Annotated in this window: 21 protein-coding genes and 2 pseudogenes; 7 read left to right on the top strand and 16 right to left on the bottom strand. The window is 35.6% G+C overall.

All coding sequences use genetic code 11. The annotated features are described in order from the left end of the window. Window positions 1-37 precede the first annotated feature (37 nt). From OE105_RS01260 to OE105_RS01240, 5 genes are all read right to left on the bottom strand, one after another. On the bottom strand, window positions 38-355 hold the full coding sequence (locus OE105_RS01260) for a hypothetical protein (protein ID WP_275420933.1): 318 nt from the start codon (window positions 353-355) through the stop codon (window positions 38-40). A gap of 71 nt (window positions 356-426) precedes the next feature. Continuing rightward, on the bottom strand, window positions 427-1,722 hold the full coding sequence (locus OE105_RS01255; RefSeq protein WP_275420932.1) for an ABC-2 family transporter permease: 1,296 nt from the start codon (window positions 1,720-1,722) through the stop codon (window positions 427-429). A gap of 1 nt (window position 1,723) precedes the next feature. Next, window positions 1,724-2,824, bottom strand: coding sequence for an ABC transporter permease (locus OE105_RS01250; RefSeq protein ID WP_275420931.1), 1,101 nt, complete (start codon window positions 2,822-2,824; stop codon window positions 1,724-1,726). Beyond that, the gene (locus OE105_RS01245) at window positions 2,821-3,702 is read right to left on the bottom strand and encodes an ABC transporter ATP-binding protein (RefSeq protein WP_275420930.1); all 882 of its coding nucleotides are present in this window, start codon (window positions 3,700-3,702) and stop codon (window positions 2,821-2,823) included. Before OE105_RS01245 ends, OE105_RS01250 begins: the two co-directional genes overlap by 4 nt. A gap of 528 nt (window positions 3,703-4,230) precedes the next feature. After that, window positions 4,231-4,425 (bottom strand): tyrosine-type recombinase/integrase, encoded by a 195-nt coding sequence (locus tag OE105_RS01240; protein WP_275420929.1) that lies wholly within the window; start codon window positions 4,423-4,425, stop codon window positions 4,231-4,233. Between the two features lie 53 nt (window positions 4,426-4,478). On the opposite strand from OE105_RS01240, the gene OE105_RS01235 reads away from it, so the two are divergent. The 7 genes and pseudogenes from OE105_RS01235 to OE105_RS01205 all read left to right on the top strand — a co-directional run bounded on the left by OE105_RS01235 (window position 4,479) and on the right by OE105_RS01205 (window position 8,021). Beyond that, the gene (locus OE105_RS01235) at window positions 4,479-5,030 is read left to right on the top strand and encodes a tyrosine-type recombinase/integrase (protein WP_275420928.1); all 552 of its coding nucleotides are present in this window, start codon (window positions 4,479-4,481) and stop codon (window positions 5,028-5,030) included. A 65-nt stretch (window positions 5,031-5,095) separates the two neighbouring features. Beyond that, a complete protein-coding gene (locus OE105_RS01230) occupies window positions 5,096-5,605 on the top strand; it encodes a hypothetical protein (protein WP_275420927.1) in 510 nt (169 codons plus the stop codon). 58 nt (window positions 5,606-5,663) lie between these two features. Next, the gene (locus OE105_RS01225) at window positions 5,664-5,966 is read left to right on the top strand and encodes a hypothetical protein (protein ID WP_275420926.1); all 303 of its coding nucleotides are present in this window, start codon (window positions 5,664-5,666) and stop codon (window positions 5,964-5,966) included. A 27-nt stretch (window positions 5,967-5,993) separates the two neighbouring features. After that, complete coding sequence (locus tag OE105_RS01220) at window positions 5,994-6,671, top strand: Mu transposase domain-containing protein (protein WP_275420925.1); 678 nt, start codon at window positions 5,994-5,996, stop codon at window positions 6,669-6,671. Between the two features lie 71 nt (window positions 6,672-6,742). After that, a pseudogene (gene istB / locus OE105_RS01215) lies at window positions 6,743-7,432 on the top strand (IS21-like element helper ATPase IstB). Between the two features lie 65 nt (window positions 7,433-7,497). Further along, window positions 7,498-7,680, top strand: a pseudogene (locus OE105_RS01210) (IS1595 family transposase); the annotation flags it as partial. A gap of 161 nt (window positions 7,681-7,841) precedes the next feature. Next, entirely contained in the window at window positions 7,842-8,021 is a 180-nt protein-coding gene (locus tag OE105_RS01205; RefSeq protein WP_275420924.1) for a hypothetical protein, read from the top strand. Between the two features lie 363 nt (window positions 8,022-8,384). Here OE105_RS01205 and OE105_RS01200 read toward each other — a convergent pair whose 3' ends face one another. The 11 genes from OE105_RS01200 to OE105_RS01150 form a co-directional block, all read right to left on the bottom strand. After that, window positions 8,385-8,939: a DUF4871 domain-containing protein gene (locus tag OE105_RS01200; protein WP_275420923.1), complete on the bottom strand. Its 555-nt coding sequence runs from the start codon at window positions 8,937-8,939 to the stop codon at window positions 8,385-8,387. A gap of 730 nt (window positions 8,940-9,669) precedes the next feature. Continuing rightward, a complete protein-coding gene (locus OE105_RS01195) occupies window positions 9,670-10,419 on the bottom strand; it encodes a copper homeostasis protein CutC (RefSeq protein ID WP_275420922.1) in 750 nt (249 codons plus the stop codon). A gap of 111 nt (window positions 10,420-10,530) precedes the next feature. Next, window positions 10,531-10,677: a hypothetical protein gene (locus OE105_RS01190; RefSeq protein WP_275420921.1), complete on the bottom strand. Its 147-nt coding sequence runs from the start codon at window positions 10,675-10,677 to the stop codon at window positions 10,531-10,533. An 89-nt stretch (window positions 10,678-10,766) separates the two neighbouring features. Then, window positions 10,767-11,612: an Nmad3 family putative nucleotide modification protein gene (locus OE105_RS01185; protein WP_275420920.1), complete on the bottom strand. Its 846-nt coding sequence runs from the start codon at window positions 11,610-11,612 to the stop codon at window positions 10,767-10,769. A 121-nt stretch (window positions 11,613-11,733) separates the two neighbouring features. Then, window positions 11,734-12,555, bottom strand: coding sequence for a hypothetical protein (locus OE105_RS01180; RefSeq protein ID WP_275420919.1), 822 nt, complete (start codon window positions 12,553-12,555; stop codon window positions 11,734-11,736). A 338-nt stretch (window positions 12,556-12,893) separates the two neighbouring features. Further along, window positions 12,894-13,433, bottom strand: coding sequence for a hypothetical protein (locus OE105_RS01175; RefSeq protein ID WP_275420918.1), 540 nt, complete (start codon window positions 13,431-13,433; stop codon window positions 12,894-12,896). Between the two features lie 276 nt (window positions 13,434-13,709). Continuing rightward, complete coding sequence (rlmD, locus tag OE105_RS01170; RefSeq protein ID WP_275420917.1) at window positions 13,710-15,089, bottom strand: 23S rRNA (uracil(1939)-C(5))-methyltransferase RlmD; 1,380 nt, start codon at window positions 15,087-15,089, stop codon at window positions 13,710-13,712. A 128-nt stretch (window positions 15,090-15,217) separates the two neighbouring features. Continuing rightward, window positions 15,218-16,018, bottom strand: a complete 801-nt coding sequence (gene pdaA / locus OE105_RS01165) for a delta-lactam-biosynthetic de-N-acetylase (RefSeq protein ID WP_420842556.1) — start codon at window positions 16,016-16,018, stop codon at window positions 15,218-15,220. 77 nt (window positions 16,019-16,095) lie between these two features. Further along, window positions 16,096-17,001, bottom strand: a complete 906-nt coding sequence (locus tag OE105_RS01160) for a hypothetical protein (protein WP_275420916.1) — start codon at window positions 16,999-17,001, stop codon at window positions 16,096-16,098. Between the two features lie 470 nt (window positions 17,002-17,471). Beyond that, window positions 17,472-17,639 (bottom strand): SE1561 family protein, encoded by a 168-nt coding sequence (locus OE105_RS01155; protein ID WP_275420915.1) that lies wholly within the window; start codon window positions 17,637-17,639, stop codon window positions 17,472-17,474. Window positions 17,640-17,734: 95 nt separating this feature from the next. Beyond that, a complete protein-coding gene (locus OE105_RS01150) occupies window positions 17,735-18,481 on the bottom strand; it encodes a YfkD family protein (protein WP_420842583.1) in 747 nt (248 codons plus the stop codon). Window positions 18,482-18,821: the final 340 nt, after the last annotated feature.

The raw sequence follows: 18,821 nt of genomic DNA, 5'->3' as shown, positions 1-18,821 counted from the left end.
TTAATTAAAAAGATGAAAAAGCTAAGAAACATATTTCTTAGCTTTCTATAGGCACTGGACCGCTATAGACTGTTCCATAATAGTAAGCAATCCATATTTCATTGCCTGCATCTAAAATATAACTTTCCAAATGTAGCCATCCTCTTAATCTGCCATCATCATACCAAACTCGGTTGGGTGGAGCATAAGGATAGGTTGACAAACTAAAAGTATACTTCTTTTTTGTTATTTGTGTTGAATAGCTGGATGTGACTTCATAGGTAGGTAACCCACTAGCTTGGACATTATCGGTAGGTGTAGCCAATCCTGCACCTGCTATGAAACTAGCGAGTAATAAAGTTCCAAGTTTCTTCATTAATGTACTCCCTTTTTTAATAATTTATCTAATAAGAATATCCCCTTTCAAAACTAGTGTAATCTATATTCTTATTGAAATAATCGATTCCGATGTGCAAAAAACCTATAACTAATAAAGGTGATTATCAAACTGACGACGAACAACAAAATCATCCCTGTTTGGTACTCAATCGCGGGATTAAACTGAATCGTGGCGATCTCTCTCGTAATGATTTTATGAATGTCTACGTAAGTAAATGGATTGTACACTTTTGGGAAAAACTTCATTCCGACAAAGGTCATCGAACCGAGAAGAATGATATTGATCCCAGGGTTTTTAATGAATAATGATAAAAGGAAATAACAGGAATACAGAAAAATCACGAGAATGATTGAAAAGAAAAGTACTTTTAAAAAATAGTCTTGCAGTTCAATGAAATGGAATGTATCATTCTTTGGATCTAACGCGTTGTAGTGGCTGCCGTATGGACTCGGTTCGGAACCGTCATAAACGAGAACCGGATACTTTAAACTTCCTACACCTTTGAAAAATAAGCTGGTGACAATCGGTGTAAGTAACATCATGAACGTAAAACCGAGTGTATAAAGTAAGCCACTTGCATATTTTGCGAAAAATAATCGTCCCTTTGAAAAGGGTAAAGTTGCGTAAAAATGTAGTCCCTTTTTCTTTTTTCCCGATTCTGACGAAATGCCATTTCCGAAAAGAAAGACACCGATGAGAACAATAATGGGAAGGAAATATGATTGTATGAGCTGGTACAAAAAGTAAAAGCCGAATCTTCCGTACCGTTCTGTTATTTTCTCCCACTCTTCCAAAGTACTTCCGGAAAAGTCATCATAGATCGTCGGAAGATAATTTGTATATGTAGTATTTTGAATAAAAGGAACGATATCGTATTTTTGTAATCGTTGTTTTTCCTCTAAAGTAGCTCGTACTGTAAACATGGAAATTGGTTGGTCTTCGATGTAGTGAGCAGAAAAAGCGGAATCCTCTATAAGAGGCTCTAAAGAACGAATATCCTCTTCAATCAAATATGTCCATTCTTCATTGGCGAAATATTCTTTATCCTGTTTTGCATTTTCACTCGATTTTTGAAAGCTCACCATCATGTTATGAAATTCTTCCGCTTTTTCCGTATCTCCGGCTTCCTCTGCTTTTTTCTTGTCCAAGGCAGCTGTTTCGGCATTACTGGCAAACATTTGAGAGAGATAATCCAACCAAGCGATGTTTTTTTGGTGAATCTTTTCCGCAACGGATAGATGGAACAGATAAAATCCGATAATACCGATGAGCGTAATGAAAAAAGCGAGCCAAGTTGTTTTCTTTTTTCGTAGTTTTTTACATTCAAATCGGAACGTGTTCATGTCAAATCCCCCTCCTTTTATTCAAAAGGATGGTGAAAATAAGAGTGATGACCGTTGCGCAGAAGATGACAACGAGTCCCATCGAGTAGTAAGTCGGTTCTTTTAAAATGATGAAATCGATTTGTTGATACGAAAACGGGTTGAAAAGTGCCGTAATGTCTTCCCGTAAGACGAGATGATTCCCAATCAACAGGACGAATACAAGTAAGGATGTCACGATCGTATTTCGCAAAAGAAAGCCGAAAAAGACGAGCAAGCTAATCGCAAAGGAAAGAAACAGGATGCTGTATCCGATCGCTTGCCAGAGATAATCACCGATATCCAAAAAATTTCCTGACTGTGTAAAAAGGGGATATACTAAGCTATTCTCCTGGCTAGTTCCAAAAAGGGTAGTAAGCAGATAAGAAACACCAAATATGGCAATCCACCAAATGAATCCGGCAGAAAACAAACTAAGAAATTTACTTATAATATACCGACTTTTCGAAACAGGAAGCGTAAAAGCGATTTGAATACTATGTTCTTCAAATTCCCTCGTGATATATATAGTAAGTAAAAAGAGAAGAATGAGAAAACCGAATGTATGGAAAAAAAACGTCACGATTTTTTTTAGAAAAATGGGCGGATTGATCGACAAATCCAAATCTTCTTTCGCCAATCCCCTTTTTAACAATTCCTCATTGAGTTGAATCTCCTTTTGCATGTCTTTCTCACTTAGCTTGAATTGGCCTTCAATTTTTTTGTAGTCCATTGCCAGTTCATAAACTTGAATTTCATACTGTAACTCTTCTTTCCAATTTCCATCCTCAATCGATTCGATCAGCTGATTAAGGGCACGGTATACAAGCAGCCCTGCTTCGATTTTTTCCTCCAATTCAGGGCTAGGAAAATCTTCCATCATTTTCTGGTATGTAACTACTTGACTTAGGATATCTTTTCGATACTCAGAAAATTTTTCAATTTTTTTATTCACAATCTCTTCTTGGAGGAGAAAATTTCGTAAAAACAGGCCACTTACAAACAATACGGATAACAAAAGGAAAAGGATGTAAAACTTTGTCCGAATCATTTTTTTCCATTCAAATTGAATCAATCGCGTCATGATTCTTCCCCTACTTCAAAGATTTCTTGGTATAGTTTTTCGGAACCGGTCACTTCTTTTTCAATGTCGAAAATATCGATTTGATGTTCTTTAAATAAATCTATGACCGTGTTTAACTGATGATTGGACAGTTGAACTTTCAACCCGTTCGGTATGTTGTCTGTTTCATATTTGTCAGATAAAAGCTCCATTGCTTTCGTTTGATTAGAGACGATAAAATGATAAAACGTGATTTCATGTTCAGATAAATCTTTTTCGATGAGTTTTCCATCTTTTAAAAAGAGAATTTGTTTCGTGACGCGATCGATTTCAGCCAAATTATGAGAGGAAAGAAGGATCGTCGTTCCTTGATCGGCCAATTCTCGTAAAATTTTTCGCATCAAAATCGAACTCGTCGGGTCTAAGCCGTTTAACGGTTCATCGAGGAAAAGAAGTTTCGGATGGTTTACGAGTGACATTGCCAGTAACAAATGCTGCTTCATTCCTAACGAATAATTTCCGACAAGCTTATGGAGATAATTTTCCATTCCAACGTATTCTGCCACTTCCTGTACACGTGTCTTCGGAATTTGATTGACATCACACACGTATTTTAAATGATCATAACCGGTTAAATAATCGAACAAAATCGAATTATCTTGGAGAAATGACACCTGTTTAAATATGGAAGGATCTTTATTTGATTTTCCTAACATCTCCACCGTTCCCGAATCGGCAGGTAGGATGTTTGTAATGACATTGAGGAATGTAGTCTTTCCCGTGCCGTTCGGACCGACTAACGCCCAAATACCAGGACCGTCGATCGTTAATTCGATTTCGTCCAATACAAGATGTTTTTTATAGCTTTTCGATAGGTTAGATACCGATAAAATAGCCATAGGAAAAATCGTTTCCTTTCATTCTTAAATACGATTCATTTTAAAATAATATATTTAAATAAAATTATTATTCTGAATATAATCTTAATTATTATTTTAATAATAAATTTTATAATGTCAATTGAAAAAAGATACATTAAAGTACTTAACAAATATACACATTTATCAAAAAAATGTGTTAAATATTAATAGAAAAAATATTTTTGAACATATGCATTTGGAAAGTGAACTATTATATCTTAAAAATTGATGTTGGAGAATTTTATCAATCCATAGTCATTTATTCTTTGTTTTTTCTCTCTCTATATATTTGTAGATTTGCAACGCCCTTGGGGTTCAAGGGGTTTTAGACTTTATTGAAACTTTTTCATCCTCTCACTAAAACTTTTTTATCCTTCTAATTGAAACTTATAATAAAACAAGTTACTGTTAAAGCAACTAAAAAATTTAAAGTTTTAATTAAAGGTATAAAAAAGTTTCAATTATAAAAACAGTATTCAAAAAGGGGTGAATCATCACCCCTTAGTTTTATTTCTTCCTATATTTTTTCCTTTCATCGAGTTTTTCCGCTGCCTTAATTTGCTTTTCTATCCCAGAATTAATATACAATAATGACGTTTCCGGATCCGAATGGCCAAGTTGATTCATAATTAAGTGAATATCTCCGTCAGTCACTTCAGCAAGATTAGTAGCATAAGTATGCCTTAGTTTGTGCGGAGACATTCGTTTATCAAACGATTGCGTGTTATTCTTATCATAAGAAAAAAGGCAATGAGTTGCAAAAAATCAGTCAGAAAACGGTCAATCGGCACCTCTTTGCCCTTCGATCCCTTTTTCATTATCTGACCGTAGAAACCGAAATAACCAACGGAAAACCTTATTTTGAACGGAATGTCATGGCGAAAATTCCCGTGTATAAGGTGAAAGAAACATTAAATGAACGGGCAAGAAAACTGTCTCAAATGATATTTACAGACGATGTCGATCTACAATTTTTGGACTATGTGAAGAATGAATATCAGTATTCCCTCACTCCTTCCCAACTTCGATATTTTAAAAGGGATCGGGAAAGAGATATTGCCATCCTTTCCTTGTTTTTAGGAACTGGGATGCGGGTAAATGAGTTATCTAATTTACGGATGAAAGATGTGGATTTTACCGGAAGTAAAATCAGTTTTATGCGAAAAGGCGGAAAGAAAGATACGATTACGGTAACCCCTTCTGCTTTAGCAGATTTACAACGGTATCTTGATGTACGGAAAGAGCGGTACAAAGCAGAAGATGGACCGAATGATTTCCTTTTTGTGAAACGATCTAAGGGGAAATAATAATAATTAATAAAATTTTCTATTTTTTATTAACTAACTTTTACCATGAAGGAAAGGGGATGCATATGAATCGATGGAAAATTATTTTTCCCATTGTTATTTTGGGAATCATTTTGTTTTTGGATTGGCAGGATCGAAGAGAGCTATTACTAATAGGAAAAGCATTAGACTATCCAGTGGATGATATTAATACAGTAATCGTAAAGGACGGGAAAACATCAAAGGAAATCCTGACTCTCACAAATTCAGATCCAATTTTTTTCAGACAAATTTACTCTGGATTCCATATTAAATTGAACTGGTTCGAAAGAAGAAAGTTGTTAAAAAATGATCCAGCCTATGAAATCGAATTTTTCATTATTGATGAAATTTATTATTCTATGAACATTTATAAAGTGGAAGAAGATCAAATCTCTTTGCTACCTGTTCATGAAGATGATGGTATTTCAAAATTTGATTTCATTTATTCGCCAGATGGGGAGAACACATATATTTTTGTAAGAAAAGAAACTCCTCATTTGTTACCTGTGAAAGAAGAATTTAAAGAACTATTAAATATGATTATCTCAAAGTAAATGTGTCAAGTGGGTCAAAGACGCTCAAGTTGATTTTGGGGAAGCTCCGTTTAAATATATGGGAAAAGTGGTGGATCTCCCCTTTTTGGTCATGTCCTTTCCATCTAGTAATGCCGCATATGTGCAAGTGTTTGAATCTCAAAACCAAGAATGTTTTTTGGAAGGATTGAAGCGTTTCTTCCATCATATTGGGGGTGTTCCATGTAGAATCCGTTTTGATAACTTAACACCGGCAGTAAAGAAAATTCTTCCATATAGCAAACGGATTTTAACGGAGGGTTTTCAACAATTTGCCCTTCATTATGGCTTTACCTATGAGTTTTGTACCCCTGCTTCTGGAAATGAAAAAGGCCATGTCTAATCTAAAGTCAAGTATTTTAGGAACAATATGTTCCTTCCGGAACGGACTATATATAATCTTGAAGATTTTAATCGACAGCTATGGGAAGAATGTGAAAACGATCATCAACGACAACATTATGAAAAAAAGATAGAAATTGCAAAATTGCATGAAGAAGAAAGAGCTGGTTTTCTGTGTCTTCCTGCAAAAGAATACACATGTACTCGATATGAAACATTAAAAGCAAATAAATATGGCTTTATACAGATCGACGCCAAGAAATATTCAACATCTCCCCGATTCGCTAGTCAAACCGTATTGGCCCGGATTACATATAATCAGGTCGATATCATCGATGAAAATGGAGAAATCATTGTTCGGCATGAAAGAATATATGGGGAAAAAATGAAGTCCATGAAATGGCAGCCGTATTTGGCTTTAATGGCTAAAAGACCGACGACCTTGAAATATAGTACATTTTATGAGCAGCTTCCGCACAATTGGCAAAAATATTTGGAAACATGTACATTGGAAGAGAAAAAGAAGGCATTACAACTCCTTTCAACGATTCTAAAAGACTATGATTTTCGTAAAGCAAGCGAGGCATTGGATTTGGCAATGACTACTGGCAACCCTTCAGTAGAAACGATCAAACATGCCTATATTCAGTTCGTTTCTGGGCAAGGCGATCGTTTCACATTACAGATGATCCATTCGGTTCCGTAACTGCCAAATGTTGTAAGAGGCATGAGCCAATATGATACCGCCATGTTCTCAGAAAGGGGTGGCGAATATGATTGAAACTGAGTTGGATTCGTGAACATTACCATGAAGTTAACGCCAGAAATCATGAAGAATATTTATTAAAACTCTTCGAACAAGAGATTGCCCAGCGTGAAAAACGGAAAATCAATTTATTACTAAAATCGGCAACATTGCCAAACAAGTATGGCAAAACGTTTGATTGGAAAGATATTGAACTAGGGCAAGGAATCACCCAAACAGATCTTCTCGATGGTAAATTTATCGAGAGAAAAGAAAATCTTATTTTCTACGGAGGAGTAGGTGTTGGTAAGACTTATCTATCTACTTTGATCGGATTAAATGTCATACGCAAGTATGGAATGAGAGTAAAGTTTTATACCGTTGCCTCTTTGGTCAATCAACTTTTAGAGGCTAATGAAAAAGGATTATTAAATAAGTTATTTAAGCAGATTGAAAAGCTCGATTTACTGATTTTAGATGAATTAGGATATATTCCCTTACACAAGTAAGGAGCAGAATTGCTTTTTCAAGTAATCAGCCTGTGTTACGAACAAAAGAGCATCATCGTTACAACCAATCTTCAGTTTGGACAATGGAATCATGTTTTTGGTGATCCGATTTTAACGGAAGCAGTGGTAGATCGGCTCATACACCATTCCCGTTTAATCTTATTTAAAGGTGAGAGTCATCGTTTAAGAGAATCAGTGTCTAACCGATACTAAAGTGGGTTTGCAGGTGGCTACAAAAAGGCTTGCAGTTTTATACATTTTTCTCTTGCCAAATACAAGGCTGGATACAACGATTTAATGGCGTAGCGACAAAATACCTCGACCATTATTTGAGTTGGTTTCAATTCCTAGATATCGTGAAGCATAGAAGTGATAATGGTTCGATAAGCAAAATGATAGTAGAAAGCTGTTTATTCCCAATTAATGAAACCTATCAGTCATTAAGAACGTATGAATATTAGAACTTTGAGTTAATCAGTTAATAAGAAATTAAATATTTGATCGTATTTTTCTAATAATTCTGTTATACTATTGGTAAAGCAAGTTGAGGCTCACAGTTCAACAAACGGGCCAAATTGCTGAGTAGATGCTAAATAGATTTTTTACTATGGAGGATTAGACATTGAAAAAACCATATGGAATTAGGCTGGATGGTTGTATTTATACAAACAATGAAAAGGATTTAAGTGAAGAAGAGTTTTCAAATGCTTTTATTGAATTTATCGAAGAAAAAGGATGGAATTTTGGTGGTGGACTTTACCAGATAGACGAAGAGGGAAATTTTATACTTGATATTGAATAAGTTGTATTACTAACGGGTGCTCTTTAGCTGAATAAAAGTTGTGCAAGAATAGGGTACGATTGTTGAGCAATACTCATTATTAAAAGTGGATATTAGAGAATATTAGCTAAAAAAAGGACCTGTTACGGGTCCTTTTTTCTTTATTATTCTTTTATCAACAATATTATTTAACAGAGCCTTTCATTTAAATGATGTATTGTTAATCGAATCGACATAAAGGTAAATCCAATCGTTCAATCCTCACCGCTTTTCCACTCTGAAAACGCAAAAAAAGAAGCAGATTCATCCCTTTTGAACTGCCAGACCCATTTACATTTTTATTCGATCTACCTGATCGGGAGAAAAACTATTTATGAAACGTTTTTATTTTACATCTATTACAATGTAGTCCCAATATGTTTTTCCAAGATGGACGAGTAGTGCCCATTTTCCAGGTTCCCTCAGTGTCATACTTGATGGTATATGTGCATCTGCACCATTATGCGGACCTCCTGCTGGAACTCCCGTTGTCCAAACATTTTTTCCATTTCGTTTTAACGCAGGAGCTATATCGTTACTTCCTTTTTTCACGGCAACGATTGTCAGTTCTCCTTCTGGAATGGAGTCCCCCCAAAAATGCCACATGTATTTATTACCTTTGTTTGCTATAAACGGTACATCAATAAAACCAACTTTGTTTGGTACTCCGCGCATTTTGAAATTTCCAGATTGAAAAATCGGACTTACTTCCCAATTGATATTATTTATTATTTTTTGATCAATTTTAACAGGTACTTTTTCAAGATTGCTCATTCCTTTTCCTGCAGTTGTAGATTCAGGGTTTTGAGCTTGTATTTTTTCACCATCCTTTTCTAATATACTGCATGCTGATAAAGCAAAAAGGATTACTATTACGAACAAATATTTGCTTATGTTCATAACGGATCCCCTTTCTTTAATTAATCATCTAAAATTATGAATTGAATATATTTCTTCTTTTTTTAAATACCTTTTATAACTCAATTTGGGATTGATAAAACGATTTGAGAGCTTAAATCAGGTGGAGTGATGAAATCTTTTATATTAATAAGCAGATTTTCTAAGTATGGTCTTCCCATGAAAAGTACTTTAGACGTTCCTCCTTTTCATCGGGATTGGATTCATTTCTGCTTTCTTCTTTATCTCGTTTTACCACCTTTTTCTTCCACAACTTTTTCCTAACTTTTTTCTTTTATGTTTTTGTTTTCGCTAAACCACTTGTAAATGCTTAAATTGTTTGTTCAACTTCCTTCCCAATCCTCGGAAATTTTTTAAGACCATACAACAAAAGGGCAATCATAATAAGAAAAACAATGCCTAAAGAACTTAAACCGTTTAACATAAAAAACCAATATATATCTAAATATTGTTTATTTTTCGATTTTTATTATATGATACTTTTAAAAAATTACAAAAATGAGTGCTTGAATAAAGTATGTATAGGTAATTTCTTGGTATGGAAAATATAACCGGATTCGATCTTTTGCGAGAGATCGATTAATTTATGTTTTAATATGTTTATGTCTAAGGAACATAAATTATTATTTAAGATTTACAAATTCCGACTCTAACGTAAAGTAAACTACATCCGTTTCGAACAGTTGTATTTTTTAGAATGGTTGCAACGGATTTATCCTTTTTTGACTACTTCCACAAGGGCTATTGCCTTCTCAAAACTGACAATGTCATAAGCACTTTCATCGGGAGAAGGTGCATAAGCAAATGACACATTACCAACCGTAGTTGGATCATTCCGCCATGTCTTACAGGAACTATGATACTGTCTGATATTCGTTTTTCTAATCAAAGTTTGTATGTTCGTTTCATTAACGCCCCCTCCGACCAAAATTTCAATCTGATCCCCATATTGTTTTTGTAAATCAATCAAAAGTTCAATCCCTTCCATCGCTTTTGGTTTCTGTCCACTCGTCAGTACTCGTTTAACCCCCAATTCAATAAGGGTTTCTATAGCTTTATATGGATCTTTGACACAATCAAAAGCACGATGAAAAACGGCAATCTTCCCGTAATCCTTCATTAATTGAACCATTTTACGAGTTTGTTCAATTTGAATGTCACCATATTCATCTAAACAACCGAAAGCGACACCTTCAATAGGCAACTTGGCAAAAGTAGTAGCATCTTGAATCATTGTTTGAAATTCCAAATCATTGTAATGAAAACCACCAGGCCTTGGGCGAACCATAGGGACGATGGCAATTTCCTTACACTGTTCTGTCGCTAGTTCCACAGTTGCAAGGGATGGGGTTAATCCACCTAAATACAGAGCCGAATTAATCTCCACCCGGTCCGCTCCTGCCCTCTTAGCAGTCAACACATCTTCAAAACTACCACAGCAAATTTCAATCTTTATACTCATTTTACTCAACCTCTTTTTTTAGTTTTCAAAGTATTTAAATGTATTTTGGGTAATAACCGAACTTTTTAATTCCATAAAAAGAGTGTCTGATGGCATTACTTGGTCTTCCGTTTACAAAAAAAGTAGTTCAGCCCCCTCTTTTGCCATTTGCTCATAATCATCTAATAAAAAACCTTCTAACGTTTTCTCATCTTCAAACCCTTTTATCTCTTTATTGTCAAAATTGCGAAAAATATTTGCGATTTGTTTTCCAAACATTATGATTTCCACCTCTCACATATCATAAATTGCACTAGAATTCTTTACTCTTAACAAGATGAAATCTTTTTCTTATCCTGTTCTTGTCACTATTCATATATCGTACAAGATGAAATTAAATTTTCCGCCCACGCAACCACTTCAGGATTATCGCTAATGTAAAGTTCTTGATCACCTCTTCCATTCGTTTGTATTTCTACATTCCCATTCTGAAGGACTTTCCATATTTTTATACCACTATTAAAATTCTCACGTTCCTCCTGAAAGCAAGATGGGAGTTCCCAAATTGTCCGTTTTTTAGCTCCTTTTTTTGTAAGAACAAGTCGTTTATCATATTTAAAACATCCCCAGCCTTGTTTCTGAGGAAATTTAGAGAAACTTTTCGTTGCCATGTAAATCGCATTTCTTTGAGTTCCGTACTCTTCTCTGTCCCTTATATGCGGATGATATTTCATCCAATCAGGAACAGGATCTCCTTCTTTTATATCAAATACACGATCTACTTCTAAGTACCCAAAAATAGCATGTATATCAGGAGCATTACGAATATATTGATAGACACCATTCATTCGTTTTGCTTCTTTAAACCATCCAAAAAATAAAAAAATATCACCTTTTCCAACTTGCCGATTATGTAGTGTCCCTTGTGAAGTTCCACTTTGTCCAAACAATCCCCGCCAATTTTCTGGACGTTGTGGAATAGTGGACTTTCTTATATCAGGGTCCACATGGGCTTCGGAATACAGCTTTATTCCTAAATCCTTCATAACTTTTAAATAACTCTCGGTTGGCGAGAAAACTAATTTTTTGTAAAAATGATCTGAATCAGCTCTCGGAATTGGCAAAGATACTAACTTACCATCTATTATTGGGCTTGCTTTTCCTCCCGTTGTTCCATCAAATCCTTTTCGGCTTAAAATTACTTTCCTTCCCATATTCCTCTCCCTTTTGAAATACATTTCAAACATTTTTACTGCCATTGTTTAATTATTCTTTTAAGTAGTAACACACATTAGCATTGAACTCCCTGCCAGAAAAAAAAATATACCATTTATTTTAAGGGGATAATGTTTTATCTAGATACTCCTGCCAATAGTTCTCTCTATCGCCCTCAATGTCGTGAATCCAGAAGAACATCATAAGGATTTCCAACTCTTGCTTTTTGCCTTTGATAAACGCCTTATTGGATATCCTCTGATAAAGGGAATCCAAGTTAAACAAATTTTGTTTCTGCTTTATATCGTACTCGTACTCCTGTGAATTATCTTGGCTTTTTTTCCTATGTTTAGCAGGCCACATATGTTTATTGTTATAAAAGCGATTAACCCAATCAAAAGCAAACTCCAACAAGTTCACTTGGTATTTCGACCATGTCTCCTCAATCCATTTATTTATTTCTTTGGAGATAAAAATGGTATTTAGCTCTTTTTGGCTTTGAATTCGATGATAATCTTTAATAAACATGAATAGCATTTCCGTTTGATTTTCCAAAAAAGGATATTTCTTTACCAGATGGGCATAACACTCGTACGAAATGTTTCTAAACTCTTCGTCTGTATTATAGAGAAGAAAGAGCTCATCTTTTTTTAAAAAATGAATAATTGAGCGGTTGATTTGTTTACCGTAATTCTCATAAAAATTGACTAACCATTCTTGAATCTCTTCATCATATAGACGCAATCGCTTCCTATATTTTTCAACCCTTTCATTATTTAAGGTTCTCTGCTCCTCCATCTTTGTAATGTCCAAATATTGATTAAAATACTCAAAAACATAGCCAACACATGTTTGTAAATTCTCCATTCTTGATTCTTTATCAAACTCATTGATTCCGTCTTCTCTTTTTCTTAGAGCAATATATTCTTCTAGCGAAAGCATCCTTTCACCTCTACATCTTTTTAATAAGACATTTTTTACTTATTAAGTGAAAGCACCATTTCTACAGAAAAAACATATTATTCCTCATATACTTTACTTTAGATTCGATATAGCTTTGTTCATTCCCAGAGGCAGGGTTAAAACACTCGTAAGCAAATCCGTAATGAAGGGCAGATTGTTGAAAACCTTCCGTTAAAATCCGTTTGCCATGTGAAAGTATTTTCCTTACTGCTGGTGTTAAGTTATCAAAAAGAATTCTACATGGAACACCCCCAATATGATGGAAGAAAAACTTCAATCCCTCCAAAAGCATTTTATGTAGTTTGATTGGAAAAATTCTATTTTTTATTTTCAGACTCTATCAGTTCGATCATTGTAATAAAATAATCATATACTTCTGTATTTTTATCAAATATGTTTTCCAAGTCTTCTTTCCCACTTTTCAAAATATCTTTTTCTAAAACCCTTTCATTAAAGATAGTTGCTAAAGGATATTTCATTGATGAAGCTACATTTATCATTTGTTTTCCAGCATTTTCTGCTTTTAAATAATCAGAATATATCGATAAAAAGTGTTCTGGAAAAACACTAATTAAATAACCATAAAACCACAAATAAGCTTCGTCATTTGAATATTTCTCTGTTGCTATTTTGAAGGAATCTATTAATATGTGTTCTGCTCGGTCTAAACATTTTTCTAATTTGGGTGATAACCTTCCCCATTCAGCCAAAACATACCAAGCATAAAAAGAAATTTTATAAAGATCATATTTACCAATTATTTTTAAATCATCTTCATTAATAGAATTTAAAAATTCTATAAATTCATCCCAATTTTCTTCATTCTTTATCATTCTATCTAGTTTATCTAAATCCATCGTACATCATGACCCTTCAAATAAGATTCTATTTACCCATGCATTCCTAATTTTCCATACATTATAATTAGATTGTATTAATGTTGATTCTACAAAATATTTTATATATGAAACTTCACTCTATTCATATTATACAGTTAAAACCTTTTTCCAAAAATCCGTTTCTACGAAAATCCTTTACTACCTTAAACACAAAATCCCCCAAACCTATAGTCTGAGGGAACATAAAACACACATGAATTTTTATTTAAAACCTTCAAATTCTTTGATATTAACCTATTTTTTCTCTATCAACACCACCGTCTCTACATGCGCCGTTTGTGGGAACATGTCCACCGGTTGGATGTATTCGATTTTGTATTTTTTACTTAATGTGTTTAAGTCCTTCGCTAATGTGGATGGGTTGCAGGAGACGTAGACAACGCGGTTTGCTTCCACTTTCAAAATCGTTTCCAGCAAGGCATCGTCACAGCCGGATCGGGGAGGATCGACGACGACGACATCGGGACGCCAACCGGATGTTACCCATTTCGGCATAACGTCTTCCGCCTTTCCGACTTCGAAACGAATATTTTTTATTCCGTGGCGTTTTGCATTTTTCCTTGCATCGTCAATACCTTCCCGAATGACGTCCATTCCCCGGACTTCTCCCGCATCTTTCGCAAGCCAAAGACCGATTGTTCCCACACCGCAATACGCATCGACGACCTTTTCTTTTCCGGTTAACTGGGCTGCACTTTTCACTTCATCGTATAAACGAATCGTTTGTACTGGATTCAGTTGGAAAAAGGCTCGAGCCGATAATTCGAAATGGAGATCACCGAGTGTTTCTTGGATCGTTTCCTCACCGGAAAGAAGGACTGACCGATCTCCAAAAATTAGTGACGTCTTTTTTCCGTTAATATTTTGGATAATCGATTTTGTCTCCGGTAACCGTTTTTGAATTTCTTTAACGATTAATTCCTTCCGCGGTAGTTCCTTCGTGGCGGTAATTAATACGATTTGCAACTCCCCCGATTGGATACCGATGCGAGCGACGATCGTTCGGACCACACCGGTTCGTTTCCGTTCATCGTAAATCGGTACACGTAAATCGGACAAAATTTGTTTCACGACGGATACGGCTTTATTCGTTGCCGGATGTTGAACCGGACAGTTCGGGATGTCAATCAGCCGATGAGAATTCACAGAGTATAGTCCTGCGATGACTTTTCCCTTGTCCATTCCTACTTGGAACTGGCTTTTGTTCCGATATCCCCACGGATTGTCCATACCGATTGTCGGGCGAATGTCCATGTTTTCGACGGAAAAATTCGTATGTCGCTCCAACGCTTGGATAACGATCTCCCGTTTTGCTTTCAACTGTTCCTCGTATTGGACATGTTGTAATTGACACCCACCGCATTCCCAGTAAATCGGACACGCCGGTTTCACGCGATGGGGGGATTTCTTTCGAATTTTTTTGATTTTCCCTTCAGCAAATTTATTAGAAATGTTCGTTGCTTCCACCAGTACCTCTTCTCCGGGTAGAGCACCAGGAACGAAAACGACTTGTTTTTTGTAGTATCCGACTCCCTCGCCGTTTATACCAATTCGTTTGATTGTCAATGGAAAGGTTTGTCCTTTTTTTATGTGTATTTTCCCAGAATTTTTCATTTTTGTCCCCTTGTCTATTCTACATTTTACCGTTTATTCAATAGTATCATATGGTCATTCGGAATGGTTGTAAAGAATTTCATAAAAAAGAGCGAAAAGACATGCTTTTCACTCCATAAAAATCCCGTTTAATGAAAAAGCTGATCTTTTTCCCATTGCCTTTCCAAATAGTAATCGTGCAAACTGGCAAAACGATATCCCCGCCCCTTCATATCCCGGATAATCCGCTCCAATGCATCAGCGTTATCTTTAGACACCGAATGCAAAAGAATAACGGCACCGGGATGAATTTGTTTCATGACCTCTTGATACGCATAATCCGCTCCCTTTTGATTATCAGTGTTCCAATCGACATACGCTAGTGACCATAACACATGGATATAGCCCGCATCTTTCGCAACTTGTAGCGTTCGCTCACTAAAAATTCCCCGGGGCGGTCTCATGAAAATCATATCCTTTTGACCGGTGAGTTCCATCGTTTTTTTCTTTACTTTTTCCAACTCTTCCACAATTTTTTCATCGTGAATACGGGTAAAATCCGGATGACTCCATGAATGATTTCCTATAATATGACCTTCACTAACCATTCGTTTCACAAGGTCTGGAGCCGATTGCAAGTAATGACCCGTGACAAAAAAGGTAGCCGGTACTTTTTCTTTTTTCAACACGTCTAAAATTTTTTCCGTATATCCATTTTCATAACCGTTATCGAACGTTAAATAAACGACCTTTTTCTCCGGATCACCTTTATAAAAGGCACCGTATTTTTCTAACAAGGCATCATACGTTTTTCCTGCTTCCGGTGGCACTTCTCCCTTCGCTCGTTTAAACCCCCAATGGATTGGCGTGTTTGATACCGCTTCTACTGAAATGGATGTAAAAAAAATGAGGCATGCGACGGTTGCAAGCACCGATACGAATGCTTTCAATCCGATCCTTCCTTTCCTTTTTTCTTTAGTTTTTCAAAAAGGAAGGAAAACATGCCTCGAAAATGTTTCATGAGCGATTAATTTTTAATAAACCACCGATACAACTCCTCCGATTCGATGAGTAAATATGGAGATAAAGTAGCATTAAACCTTAATTTTCCATATTCCGATGTATCAACAGACTCTTTTCTTACTCGCCAAATTTGCTTTTCACTCGCATAATATTCGTTCTCCGTATACACTCGATACCAGGTTTTTCCTTTATCTTCTGATTCCACAACTCGGAAATTGCCAACCCTTTCTTCAAATTCTCCTTCACCATCGCCCATGGAAACTTCGATGATTTTATAACCTTCTTCATTTTTATAGAAGGTAATTTCTTTATTAGACGTTTTAAACGTTCTTCCATTTGGGGTTGCTTTGAATTCAATCACACCGGAATAGTACGGTGGTCCAGAAATGTCTCCATCAATTTGTCTGGCGATAACTTCCAAATTGATATTGCCCGTCTTTCCTTGGAAGGCTGTATCGCGATCCGAATGGGGCCAATCGAGTAAAATTCGTAAATTTTCCACGTCTGCTTTCGGAATAAATGTACTTTGTAAGTCGATATTTTCCCAGTTTCCTTCAACTTCCCTCTGTAAAGTTAACACTACTGGGGAACTTCCGTCTGCTGGGAATAAGTCTCCGTCCGGCATCACTTTGACTTCATATTCCATCGGTACTTCCGTTAAATTTTTGTTGATGGAAAAGGAGTACGCTTCCAACGTGTCCATACCCGGATACAACTTTTCATCAATTTGAAAATCCGCATCTCCAATTGTTTCCCCATCTTTATTGACAACATCCACATCAAAAACAGCCGCGTTCACAAAATTGTTTTCACTTTTGAAGGTTTTCATAAAATAAGCCCATGTAGCTGCAAACGTTCCTCCCACTAATAAAATTGCCATGAAAAATAAAAGTACCCATTTTCTTTTCATTAAACTTCCTCCCCCTTTTCACACTTTCCCATCCCTTCCAAATCGTAACGGTCGAACGACCCACCCCCTCCTTTTACAATGGGTATTTCCAATACATGTTACGATCGGAAGGAAAGGTTTTTTGTTTGAATAAAGACGATTTAAAACGAATCGTCTGTCCATAAACTCAATAAAATTGTTGAAAATTGCATTTTGTACTTTAAAAAGAACGTATTAACAAAAATAAAACGGAAATACCCGCTGAATTTGTTCTTTAAATGAAACATTTAAAAATATTATATCAATTCTACTCGAATTTTCAATCTTTTTTTGTTCTTAATATCGAATTTTTTTTGCGGTTTTAAGTCAATTCTACCCTTTAAATAACAACTTGGATGACGTACCACGAATCCTTTTAACAGTTTCAAAACAATGAGGAAGGAATGTTTTAGAAAATAAAAAACTCCCCTACCTTTATGGGGAGAATTTTTTTATTCCTTTTTTGCTAAACGACACCGTTCATCCAATTCTTCAATCATTTGAATCAGCCTATCAATATCGTCAACATCCACTTTTTCTGGATCGAGCGTCTCAAGGGTTTGTAAAAATTGTTGAAATCGTTCTTGCAACGTTAGTAGGCGGGTATCCGGATTACTCATGAATGATAAAGCTCCTTTCAATCGATATAACCCTATTATACACATCCTTTCTCTATTTCGTTGTTTTTATTATTTTCTAAATTCCCACCTACTTTTTATCTAGGCATTTCGACTGCATTAAATTTAAATGAAACATGATCTTGAATGGGAATCCATGCACCGATTCCTTGGGACGTGACATTTTTTACACTAATCTGTTTTTTTCCGCCCTTTAATACAAGATATACTTCCCCATAGGTAATCGTCCCCTTTTCATTAATTGCAGGAGCATAAGCATCTAAATAACCGAGCTTTCGAATAGGTATATTGTAATACTGGTCCTTTTTCGTACCCGCCCCGATGATCGTATCAAAAGATAAGGGAAGGCCTGTTTTCTCCGTAGCTTTTAAAAGCATCATTTTTTTTACGTCACTGGCATTCGGAACTTTAGCAGTTAATCCTCCCTTAACAATTTTTTGCATTTCTTGTACGTAGTGAATTTTGTAAGGGGCTTTTCCACTACGATTATCGTAAAAATTCGTATTAATTTTTTGGTATTCCCAGTTTGCAGACGTTTCCTTCGATACGTAATTTAACGGCCAATTTCCTAAATAAATCGTCGCGTGATGTCGAAACGCCAAAAGTGGTTTACTGATGGACGATTCATTTAACATGAGGATTAAATCCGGGTTTTCAATTTTTACATTCGATGTTTCTAATAATTCCTTCGTTAACTCGCTCGGTTGTAATTTCGGCAAATCTTGAGAAGGATTCGGATACGTATTTTCCTTTGCCACATTCAAAACGGAACTCGGAATTTTATAATTTCCTACCTTCGATTGTCCACTTCTTTCGTTTGCCATAACGGTAGAAGCTGCAATTAAAACAACAAGCAAAGAAAGGATTAGAATCAAAAAAGAGCGAACTTTTCCCATGAAGTAAACTCCTTTCAACAGTCTTTTTTCATATTGTTTTCAAAACAGCGGAATGTTATCCAGTATTTTTCTGAAAAAGAGAAATAAAATCAGAATATTGACAAATTGTCATCAATACGATAATAATAACCGGTTGCGAAAGGAGGGAAGGGGAACAAATCATTTTTTCGCCTACCGAATCTTCTGTCAAAGGGAGTGATTCATGGAAAAGAGCGAACATAAAAAATGACCGATCGTTGTTGTCGACACCTTTTCCGAAAATCCCGTA

Source organism: Fervidibacillus halotolerans (assembly GCF_026547205.1).
Classification (GTDB): domain Bacteria; phylum Bacillota; class Bacilli; order Bacillales; family Caldibacillaceae; genus Fervidibacillus; species Fervidibacillus halotolerans.
The sequence above is the reverse complement of the archived record's forward strand: the minus strand, read 5'-3'. Positions and strand labels throughout refer to the sequence as shown.